Genomic DNA, 10060 nt, shown 5'->3' on the forward strand with positions numbered 1-10060 from the left:
TCCGAGACCGCGAACTGACGCCGACCCTTTCGGGGGTTCGGGGGCGGAGCCCCCGTTTCTCCCTTCTTCGGGGGTGTGGGGGCGGAGCCCCCACGAATGCTCCGGGTTCGGGGCGCAGCTCTGAGAGCTCGAGAGGGGCGATACCTCACTCGTCGGGAGTGTGACCAAACTGAAACGCGATATGGCCAAAGGGAATTGGCGTGTCGCGGCTGCGGGCGCTAATTTGGTCTTCGCTATGAGGGATGTTGCGATGACTTCGGGTGCTTGGCGGACGAACGACCACGAGGCGGTGACCTTCCGCGACGCTTCGATCGCGTGGGCGCTGGCCGCTCACGAAGTGCTGGCCGAAACCGCCACCGGCTACGGGCATTTCGTCACCGTCAATGAACTCGCCGAGCAGATCCAGGAGATGTCCGGCATCCGGACCGACGCGCCCACCCGCACCTGGATGGACGCCATCCTGCGCAAGGTGGCGCGGCGCAGCCACAATGCGGGCGAGCCGCCGCTGACCGCGCTCTGCGTCAAGCAGAATCACAAGGTCACCGAAAGCTACAAGTACGTCCTGGAATTGGCGCATCTGCCGATCCCCGCCGACCTCGAGGTGCACGCCGCCTACGCCCGCTGGCAGTGCTACGCGGCCTACGGTGCGGAGATCCCGTCCGACGGCGGCATCCCGCCGCTGATCCCGCGCAACGGCGGCGCTCCCCGGCGCGTCACCGCGGCCGGTCCGGTCGCCGCGGCGAAGCCGGACCCGGAGGCCCGCAAGGCCACCTGCGCCTCGTGTTTCACCGAGCTCCCCGCGAACGGCGTCTGCTACTACTGCTGACGATCACGCGTCCTTGTGGCACACGGCTTCGATCATGATCCTGTCGAAGCCGTTCCAGAAGGTCGCGTAGTACGGCGGCGGATACTGCGGGAATTCCCGTGGCGCGTGCAGGATCTCATCCCCGCGCCCCGCCGCCCACACATGCACCCGATCCACCGCCGCGCGCGTGGGCACCATGAACGCGAGATGCTGTAGCCCCGGCAGCGCCCGCGAGTACTCACCCGTCTCGGCCGGGTAGAAGAACAGATACGTCCCGATCTTGCGCGCCGCGGGCCAGTACGCGAACTGTGCCTCATCCACCAGCAACGGCTCGTAGTCCAGCAATGGCATGAGCTCGTCGTAGTACTCGCGCGCCCTGGCCAGATCGCTGACATTGATCCCGAGATGTCCTACAGGCATCCCTCGAATCTACTGGCGGACAACGAGATCCGACATCATCCTCGCGGGATTCGGCTGTCGGAGCGGCCTCCGCGCCTGGTCAGGCGGGGGTGTGGAGGGTTTCGAGGGTGTGGACCAAGGGGGCTAGTTCGGGGTTCTTCGCGGCTTCGGTGAGGGCCTCGCGGAGGGCGGTGGTGTTGGTGGGGCGGGCGGCTTCGAGGAGGGCGTGGCCGGTGTCGGTGACCTTGGTGTAGATGCCGCGGCGGTCGTCGGGGCAGAGGTAGCGGGAGAGGAGGTGGCGGTCCTCCATGCGGGTGACCAGGCGAGTGGTGGCCGACTGGGAGAGGACTATCGCGTCGGCGACCTGCTTCATCTGGAGCATGCCGCCCTTGCCGTCGTGCTGACGGGACAGGACGTCGAGCAGGGAGTATTCGCGGACGCTGAGGCCGTGGGCGGCTTGCAGGGCGCGTTCGATGTGGGCGTCGATGGTGCCGTGCAGGAGGGAGAGGGCGCACCAGCCCTGGGCCAGGGCGGTCATGGCGGGGTCGGTGGCGGTCATGGCGTTTCCTCAGGTCGGAAGGGTCTCGCACCAGGATAGCCCACGTCTGCAATAGCCAGCGCTTGCAATTAGTCCGCGTCTGCAATTATTGTGAGCGCTTGTAAAACGCTTCTGCAACCCTGTGCTCGGAAGGTGTACCCATGCCACTCGCGCTGCTAGCCCTCGCCATCGGGGCCTTCGGGATCGGCACCACGGAATTCGTGATCATGGGTCTGCTGCCCGAGGTCGCGGGGGACTTCGGCGTCTCCATCCCCACGGCGGGCTGGCTGGTCACCGGTTACGCGCTGGGTGTCATGCTCGGCGCGCCGGTCATGACCGCACTCGGCACCCGCGTCTCCCGCAAGCGCATGCTCATGCTGCTGATGGGACTGTTCATCGCCGGAAACCTGCTGTCCGCCCTCGCCCCGGTCTTCGGCGTCATGCTGCTGGGCCGGGTGGTGGCCTCGCTGGCGCACGGCGCGTTCTTCGGCATCGGCTCGGTGGTGGCCGCCGATCTGGTCGCACCGGACAAGAAGGCCGGCGCCATCGCCATGATGTTCACCGGGCTCACCGTCGCGAACGTCGTGGGTGTCCCGCTGGGTACCTTCGTGGGCCAGAGTCTCGGCTGGCGAACGACTTTCGCGCTGGTGGCCGCGCTCGGTGTGGCGGGTCTGGCCGGTGTCGCCAAGCTGGTGCCGGATCTGCCGAAGCCCGAGGGTGTGCACCTGCGCCATGAACTGGCCGCGTTCAAGAACATTCAGGTGCTGCTGGCCATGGGCATGACGGTGCTCGGCTTCGGTGGAGTGTTCGCGGCGATCACCTATATCGCGCCGATGATGACCGAGGTCGCCGGTTTCAGTGACGGCTCGGTGACCTGGCTGCTGGTGCTGTTCGGAGCGGGCATGTTCGCGGGAAATCTGGTGGGCGGCAGGTTCGCCGACCGCGCGCCACTGCTCATGCTGGTCGCGCCGCTGACCGGGCTGGCGGTGACACTGGCGCTGTTCACGGTGACTGCGCACGGCAAGGTGGCGGCGGCCGTGACGATCTTCGCGATCGGTCTGCTGGGCTTCGCGACCGTGCCGTCGCTGCAGAAGCGGGTGCTGGATCAGGCGTACGCCGCCCCGACGCTGGCCTCGGCGATGAATATCGGCGCATTCAATCTGGGTAATGCGATTTCGGCGTGGCTGGGCGGTCTGGTTATCGGTGCGGGATTCGGTTATACCGCACCGAATTGGGTGGGTGCGGGGCTGGCCGCGTCGGCGTTGTTGCTGGCCCTGGTGGCCGAGGCGCTCGACCGGCGCTCGAAGAAGTTTGCTGTGAATCTTGGTCCAGCAAACTATATTTCGACAAATCTCGCTAACCAGACGTAGCATACCGCTCATTCTTGAGCGCTTGACCTGCCGGGTCTAATGTCGGCGGAGTGTCCGGATTCGGTCACGGCTAATCGAGCGCGATCGGTGAGTTTGCATGCTCGACAATGTTTTGCGAATCGCCATAGTCGGAATGGGGCCGCGAGGTCTGAATGTCTTCGAACGGATTTGCGCCAATGCCAGGCAGCTAGGTTTCACCGCCGGTGTCGAGTTGGTGGTCATCGACTCGAAACGCGCCGGTACCGGCGCGGTCTGGCGCACCGATCAGTCTCCGCACCTGCTCATGAACACGGTCGCGGAGCAGGTCACCATATTCACCGACGACACCGTCGAGATGGCGGGCCCGGTGGAGCGCGGACCCAGCCTCTACGAATGGTCCAACTTCCTGGCGAAAATAGGCAATTTCGCGGGCCTGCCCGCCCAGGCATTTCACCAGGCTTTGCGGATCGCCCCGGAAACCTATCCGCCCCGGGCCTATTACGGCCATTACCTGCGCTGGGCGTACGAACGCACCCGCGACCGATATGCCGAATGGGCGCGAGTGCGCGAAATAGTGGCAACCGCCCTGGATTTGCGCGACGGCCCCGGCGGATTGCAGGAGCTGGATCTCAGCACCGGTGAACGCCTGCGCGGCCTGCACGCGGTCGTGCTCACCCAGGGCCACCTGGGTGAGGTCCCGCCCGCCGCGTCCGGCTCCCTGTCCGAGGCCGCGGACCGCTTGGGGCTGAGCTACTTTCCGCCCGGAAACGCCGCCGATATCGATCCGGACCGCATCCCGGAACGCGAGCCGGTCATCATCCGCGGGCTGGGACTCACCTTCTTCGACTACCTGGCCATGCTGACCGCGGGCCGCGGCGGCCGCTTCAAGGAATCCGACTGCGGCCTGGAGTACATTCCGTCGGGCCGGGAACCGGAGATCATCGCCGGTTGCCGTCGCGGCGTCCCGCATCATGCGCGCGGCGAGCATCAGAAGGGCGTCGACGGCCGCTACGAGCCGCTGCTGCTGAACGCCGATCGCATCGCCCGATTGCGTTGGCGCGCCAAGAAGCACGGTGACGTCTCCTTCCGCCGCGATGTCTGGCCGTGCATCGCCCGGGAGGTCGAGTCGGTGTACTACACCCGGCTGATCGCCGATCGGGTGAGCCCGCATCGCCTGGCGTCCTTCCGGGACCGCTACCTGATCGCGCAGACTCCCGAGGACACCGAAGAGTTGTTGAACCGCTTCGGTGTCGCGCCGCAGGACCGCTGGGACTGGAACGCCCTGGCCGACCCGACCGGCGGCCGCTGCTTCACCGATCCCGGCGACTTCCACACCTGGCTGCTGGCCTACCTCGACACCGATGTCCAGCAGGCCCGGCTGGGCAATCTGCACGGCCCGGTGAAGTCGGCCCTGGACGTGCTGCGCGACCTGCGCAACGAGGTGCGGCTGGTGGTCGATCACGGCGGTATCGCGGGTTCCTCCTACCGCGACGACCTGGACCGCTGGTACACGCCGATGAACGCCTTCCTGTCCATCGGCCCACCGGCGCACCGGATTTCGGAACTGGCGGCACTGATTCGCGCGGGTGTGGTGCGAGTCGCCGGTCCGGGCATGCGGGTCCGGGCGGACACCAGGCGCGAGTGCTTCGTGGCTGATTCACCCTTGGTGGGCGATTCGGTGATGACGGCACGTTCCCTCATCGATGCCTGGATGCCCGCACCGGACCTGCATCGCACCGCGGATCCGTTGCTGCGCAATCTGTTGCGCCGCGAGGAGGTGCGCGGCTACGTGATCGGTTCGCCGGACGGCAGCCGCTATCGCACCGGCGGCCTGGCCATCGCGCCGGGCACGCATCATCCGGTGGATGTGTTCGGCCGGATCCATCAGCGCCGCTACGTGTTCGGGGTGCCGACCGAGGCGGTGCGCTGGGTGACGGCGGCGGGTCCGCGCCCCGGCGTCAATTCGGTGACCCTGGCCGACGGTGACGCCATCGCCCGCGAACTGCTGACCGCGCACCGCTACGAGGGTCCGGCCCCGAATCTGCCCGGGGTGCAGCGGCATTCCGAACTGGTGGACGAGTGTGAAAGGCAGGAGATGACGGTGGAGTGCGGGCTGCTGGCCCCGGTCGGGGTGGGCACGCCGGTGGAGTCGCTGCTGGGCGACGACGCCTGGATCGAGGCCATGGTCGAGGTGGAGCTGGCGCTGGTGCGCGCGCAGACCACGTTGGGCATCGTGCCCGAGGCGGTGGCCGGTCATCTGGCGACCGCGGTGCGCGAGCACGAGTTCGACGCGCGGGAGATCGCGCAGGCCTCGCGCGGCGCGGCCAATCCGGTGGTGACCTTCGTGGAACGCCTGCACGACGCGGTCGCGGAGGTGGATCCGGTGAGCGCCAACTACGTGCACTACGGGTCCACCAGCCAGGACATCCTCGACACGGCGACCATGGTGATCGCCTCCCGGGTGCTGGGCGTGGTGATCGCCGACCTCGACACCATCGTGGGCGCGCTGGCCGAGCTGGCGCGGCGGCATCGGAGCACGCCGATCGCGGGCCGCACCCTGGCCATGCACGCGGTGCCGACGACCTTCGGCGCGCGGGTCGCGGTGTGGATCCAGGGCCTGCTGGACGCGCGGGAGCGGCTGGCCCGGGTGCGCGAGACGCTGCCGGTCCAATTGGGCGGTGCGGCAGGCACACTGGCCTCCTATATCGAGTGCGCTCGCTGCGCCGATTCGGAGCTCTCGCGGGCGCCCGCGGGGGAGATCGTGGAGCGCCTGACCCGCGAGTTCGCCACCGAGCTCGGGCTCACCGTGCGCGCGACGCCCTGGCACACAGTGCGCACCCCGATCGCGGATCTGGCGTCGGCGCTGGCGGTGACCTCCGGCACGCTGGGCAAGCTGGCGGTGGATGTCATCTCCCAGTCCCGTACCGAGACCGCCGAGCTGTTCGAGCCCGCCGCGGTCGGCCGCGGCGAGTCCTCCGCCATGCCGCAGAAGCGGAATCCGGTGTTGAGCACCATGATTCGCGCGGCGGCCCTGCAAGTCCCCGCACTCGCCTCGACGCTGTTCGGCGCGTTGCTGGCCGAGGACGAGCGCCCGGCCGGGGCCTGGCACGCGGAGTGGCAGCCGTTGCGGGAGTGCCTGCTGCTGGTCGGCGGTGCGGCGCATACGGCGGTGGAGCTGGCGGCGGGGCTGATGGCCGACGCCGACCGGATGACCGAGAATCTGTCACTCACCGAGGGGCAGATCGTCTCCGAGCGGCTCTCGATCCGCCTGGCCCCGTTGTTGGGCAAGCCGATCGCGAAGAAGGCGTTGCAGTCGGCCGCGTTCGAGGCGCAGTCCTCGACGCGGGCGCTGGCCGATGTGCTGTCGGAATCCCCGGATATCGCGGTGCATCTCACCAAACCGGAGCTCACCGAGCTGCTGCGTCCGGAGAACTATCTGGGTGCCGCACCGGATCTGGTGGATCGGGTGCTGCGCCGTATCGCGGACTGATCACGGTGTGCCGCTGTGTGATTCGGGCTCCCAGGCGGGAGTCCCGAACAGCGCCAGCGTGATCTGGTACAGGTGCGGCAGCAGCGCGGGCAGCGCCTCGGGCCCGCGCATCTGCATGCAGTCGCGAATCCGGTCGTCGATGGCCCCGATGAGCGATTCGAACGTCTCGTCGGGGACCGCGACGGGGATGTCGCCGACGCCGCGCCCGATCTGGAAGGCGGCCCGCATGCGCTGTGCCAGCAGGGTTTTCATGTGCCGTCGCTGCTCGGCCACCACCGGCCCGGCGACGAGCGCCTCGATGTGCAGGGCGCGGGCGCAGTAGCCGTTCTCGGCGAGGTGGTGCAGGTATTCGCGCAGTGTGGTGTGGATGAGCGCGCGCCAGTCGGTGTGCGGGGTGTCGCGGATGCTCTCGTCGAGGTAGCCGAGGACCAGCTCCACGGCCGCGTCGAAGGCGTCGGCGAAGCAGTCGTCACGGCCCTTGAACTGCTGGTAGAAGGTGCGCCGGGAGACATTGGCGCGGGCCACGATATCGGCGACCGTGGTGGCGCCGAAGCCGCGCTCGGAGACGGCTTCCAGGACACCGAAGTACATGCGCATGCGCTGGGAGTGGACGACATCGGCGGGATCGAGCCCGTGCATGCCGCGCGGCAACCGGCCACGGCTGATCTCGATGTCCAAACCCATGATCCGAGCATAGTGATGCGGATGCCGGGGCCGGGCCGCTCCGGCCCGGCTACCGGGCGCTACTTGGTGCCGAAGCGGTTCTTGGCCGGCCGGTTGGAGGCGGCGCGACGGGCGGCCTCCTTCTCTTTGACCCGTTCGGCCTCCTTGCGGACCTCGATCAGGTTCTCGCGTTCCTGAACGAGCCACGCGGGCGGATCGGCGAGCAGGGCGGCGATCTCTTCCGCATCGAGGGAGTCCGACACCTCGTTGCGGGCCAGGCCGGAGTTTGAGATGCCGAGCTTGCGGGCCACCACGTCACGCGGGAACGGGCCGTTCTGACGCAGTTCGACCAGCCACTGCGGCGGGTTGGCGCGCAATTCCTCGAGCTGGGCGCGGGTGACGGGTGAGTTCCGGAACTCCTCGGGGGTTGCCGGGAGGTAGATGCCGAGCTTGTCGGCCGCGGTCAGCGGCTTCATGGTCTGGGGGTTCTTGTCCGGGCTCACCACTCCAGGGTATCGGGCGGGCGCGGCGAAGCTGCTGGCCGGTGCAATAACCTGGGCACCATGAGCCGGTTGGAGTCCATCGACGTGACGAGCCTGCGCTGGTTCGTCGCGGTTGCCGAGGAATTGCATTTCGCCCGGGCGGCGCGTGGCCTCGGCATCTCGCGGCAGCGGTTGAGCGCGACGGTCATCGAATTGGAGGAGGAGCTGGGCACGAAACTCTTTGTGCCGGGCGCACAACCGACCCAGTTGAGCGCGGACGGGACGGAGTTGCTGGCCGAGGCCCGCGAGATCATCGCGGCCGTGCCGGAACCGGTGCGCGAGGCGGACACGGTGGAACGGCTGCGCGTCGGCTTCGTGCCCGGCGTCACCGTCACCAAATGGGAGCGCATCTGGGCCGAGCGGTTCCCGGACATCGCGCTGGAGCTGACGCCGATCCCGATGAAGGAGCAGGAGGCGGCGCTGCGCGAGGGGACGGTCGACATGTGCTTCGTGCGCCTGCCCATCGACCGCGACGGCATGAACGCCATCCCGCTCTACCGCGAGGTGCCGGTGGTGGTGGTGCCCAAGGATCATCCGATCGCGGTGTTCGAGCAGGTCGCCACCAAGGACCTGACCGAGGAGCGCATGCAGGACGCGTCCGACCTCGACGAGGCCGCCATGACGATGGAGTTGGTGGCGGCGGTCAGTGGCGCGGCCATCGTCCCGCATTCCATCGCGCGCCTGCATCACCGCAAGGATCTGGTGTATCGCCTGGTCACGGATGTGCCGGAGACGGAGATCGCCTTGGCGTGGCCGGTGGCCGAGTCCGCCGAACTGGCCGAGGAATTCGTGGGCGTGGTGCGCGGCCGTTCCGCGCGCAGTTCGCGGTCGCCGTCGGGAAACCAGCCGCCGCAGCCGAAGAAGGCGAAGAAGCCCGTGGCGGCCAAGAAGGCCGCGGCGAAGAAGCCCGCGGCCAAGTCGCGGCAGGGTGGCGCGAAGAACGCGGGTAAGCGGCGCGGCCGCTAGTCATGACGTCGTTCCCGGGTCTCATGCGGGATCCGGGAAAGTTCAGGGTCAACTCAGGGTTGCGCTATACGTATACGTCTACTTATAGTCTCTGAAGACGGATCGAGCGATCCGGCGCACCCTGAGAAGCAATGCGGCACAGCGGATATCGACCCACAGCGTCGTGTTGTACAACCATGCCCATATGCGCATTCTCTGATGATTTGGAGCACCCCGTGGACTTCGACAAGGACACCCAGGACACCGCCACCACCGAGCTCGTGATCGACACCCTCCCCGAGGGCATGCAGGAGATCACTGTCCGGGTCGGCCCCGGCGGCGGCCGCACCCAGCGCTTCGTAGGGCGGCTGCTGTCGCAGGCGCATCGGGTCACCAAGGAGGGCAGCGAGACCATCCGCGTCTACCAGTCCCGCAAGGGCAAGCTGGTCGTGCACAGCCACATCATCGACTGGAACGACTTCGCCACCGCCACCAAACACGCAGCTCAGGAGAAGCGCGAGGAGTTCGTCACCGCCAAGAGCAACTCCGACTCCTCGGACTACTCGCCGATCATGAACTGGGCCAAGGGATTTAAGAACTGGCGCGAAATGCTCGGTCTGGACGACGATGGCTATGGCGACTTCACGCTCGACATCGTGGATTCGCTGGGGGAGTTGCGCGATCGGGTCCCGGCGAAGGTCTATCGGATCGTCGCGGATGTGGTGGAGAACCCGTCCACGCAGGTCCTCGACATCTGAAGCGATAACTGCATCACTGCTGAATAGCGCGGCCGAACCCTGAAAGGACTTCTCCCGCATGTTCTCCCGATTGGGGCGCTTCGTCGTCCGATTTCCGTGGCTGGTCATCGCCGCCTGGCTGATCGCCATTGTCGCGGTGGTCGCCACGGCGCCGAAGCTGACCGCCACCACCGACCAATCCGACTTCCTGCCTTCGCATTACGAGTCCATCCAGGCGATGAACCTGCAGCAGAAGGCATTTCCCAACAGCAATACCCCGGCCGCGCTCATCGTCTTCGAACGCTCCGACGGCGCCCCGATGACCGATGCGGACACGGCCGCGGTGCAGGCCGCCGCCGCCAAGCTGTCGGAACAGTCGGGTCTGACCGGGCAGGCGCCGACCATCAAGGACGTCACCGCGATTCAGGCGGTGCCCCCGTCGGAGAACCGGGCCGTCGAGGTGGTCGCGGTGCAGATGACCAAGGTCACCAGCCCCAATGACACCAAGCAGTCCGATGCGGTGAAGTCCCTGCGCGATGCGTTGAAGCAGCAGGTGAACGGCACCGAGTTGAAGGCCGGTATCACCGGCACC

10 protein-coding genes are annotated in these 10060 nt (G+C 67.5%); 6 read left to right on the plus strand and 4 right to left on the minus strand.

The window, feature by feature from the left end; translation table 11 throughout:
• The first annotated feature begins 250 nt into the window (after window positions 1–250).
• Window positions 251–826 (plus strand): hypothetical protein, encoded by a 576-nt coding sequence (locus tag ACWELQ_RS26690; RefSeq protein WP_452399789.1) that lies wholly within the window; start codon window positions 251–253, stop codon window positions 824–826.
• 3 nt (window positions 827–829) lie between these two features.
• On the opposite strand, the gene ACWELQ_RS26695 is transcribed toward ACWELQ_RS26690, so the two are convergent.
• The gene (locus ACWELQ_RS26695; RefSeq protein ID WP_452399790.1) at window positions 830–1225 is read right to left on the minus strand and encodes a VOC family protein; all 396 of its coding nucleotides are present in this window, start codon (window positions 1223–1225) and stop codon (window positions 830–832) included.
• Window positions 1226–1304: 79 nt separating this feature from the next.
• Window positions 1305–1763 (minus strand): MarR family winged helix-turn-helix transcriptional regulator, encoded by a 459-nt coding sequence (locus ACWELQ_RS26700; protein ID WP_452399791.1) that lies wholly within the window; start codon window positions 1761–1763, stop codon window positions 1305–1307.
• Window positions 1764–1903: 140 nt separating this feature from the next.
• Between ACWELQ_RS26700 and ACWELQ_RS26705 the strand changes: the two genes are divergently transcribed.
• Window positions 1904–3112: an MFS transporter gene (locus ACWELQ_RS26705; RefSeq protein WP_452399792.1), complete on the plus strand. Its 1209-nt coding sequence runs from the start codon at window positions 1904–1906 to the stop codon at window positions 3110–3112.
• A gap of 97 nt (window positions 3113–3209) precedes the next feature.
• Window positions 3210–6581 carry an FAD/NAD(P)-binding protein gene (locus ACWELQ_RS26710; protein WP_452399793.1) on the plus strand — a complete coding sequence of 1124 codons (3372 nt, stop codon included), beginning with the start codon at window positions 3210–3212 and terminating at the stop codon, window positions 6579–6581.
• Here the strand turns inward: ACWELQ_RS26710 and ACWELQ_RS26715 are convergent, their stop codons facing one another.
• Together ACWELQ_RS26715 and ACWELQ_RS26720 are read right to left on the minus strand one after the other, a co-directional pair.
• Window positions 6582–7265, minus strand: coding sequence for a TetR/AcrR family transcriptional regulator (locus tag ACWELQ_RS26715; protein WP_452399794.1), 684 nt, complete (start codon window positions 7263–7265; stop codon window positions 6582–6584). It abuts the gene before it with no gap.
• Between the two features lie 59 nt (window positions 7266–7324).
• A complete protein-coding gene (locus ACWELQ_RS26720) occupies window positions 7325–7747 on the minus strand; it encodes a DUF5997 family protein (protein WP_452399795.1) in 423 nt (140 codons plus the stop codon).
• Window positions 7748–7807: 60 nt separating this feature from the next.
• Here ACWELQ_RS26720 and ACWELQ_RS26725 point away from each other — a divergent pair, with 60 nt between their 5' ends.
• The 3 genes from ACWELQ_RS26725 to ACWELQ_RS26735 form a co-directional block, all read left to right on the plus strand.
• Window positions 7808–8752, plus strand: a complete 945-nt coding sequence (locus tag ACWELQ_RS26725; RefSeq protein WP_452399796.1) for a LysR family transcriptional regulator — start codon at window positions 7808–7810, stop codon at window positions 8750–8752.
• Between the two features lie 215 nt (window positions 8753–8967).
• Window positions 8968–9489: an EXLDI protein gene (locus ACWELQ_RS26730; RefSeq protein ID WP_452399797.1), complete on the plus strand. Its 522-nt coding sequence runs from the start codon at window positions 8968–8970 to the stop codon at window positions 9487–9489.
• Between the two features lie 58 nt (window positions 9490–9547).
• Window positions 9548–10060 (plus strand): MMPL family transporter (locus ACWELQ_RS26735; protein ID WP_452399798.1); only part of this gene is annotated, 513 nt, incomplete at its 3' end.

This window comes from Nocardia sp. NPDC004722, from assembly GCF_053601505.1.

What these genes read in the sequence shown, in the direction of transcription:
- ACWELQ_RS26690 (WP_452399789.1), top strand. Translation starts at nt 251, where the DNA reads ATGACTTCGGGTGCTTGGCGGACGAACGACCACGAGGCGGTGACCTTC.
- ACWELQ_RS26695 (WP_452399790.1), bottom strand. Translation starts at nt 1,225, where the DNA reads ATGCCTGTAGGACATCTCGGGATCAATGTCAGCGATCTGGCCAGGGCG.
- ACWELQ_RS26700 (WP_452399791.1), bottom strand. Translation starts at nt 1,763, where the DNA reads ATGACCGCCACCGACCCCGCCATGACCGCCCTGGCCCAGGGCTGGTGC.
- ACWELQ_RS26705 (WP_452399792.1), top strand. Translation starts at nt 1,904, where the DNA reads ATGCCACTCGCGCTGCTAGCCCTCGCCATCGGGGCCTTCGGGATCGGC.
- ACWELQ_RS26710 (WP_452399793.1), top strand. Translation starts at nt 3,210, where the DNA reads ATGCTCGACAATGTTTTGCGAATCGCCATAGTCGGAATGGGGCCGCGA.
- ACWELQ_RS26715 (WP_452399794.1), bottom strand. Translation starts at nt 7,265, where the DNA reads ATGGGTTTGGACATCGAGATCAGCCGTGGCCGGTTGCCGCGCGGCATG.
- ACWELQ_RS26725 (WP_452399796.1), top strand. Translation starts at nt 7,808, where the DNA reads ATGAGCCGGTTGGAGTCCATCGACGTGACGAGCCTGCGCTGGTTCGTC.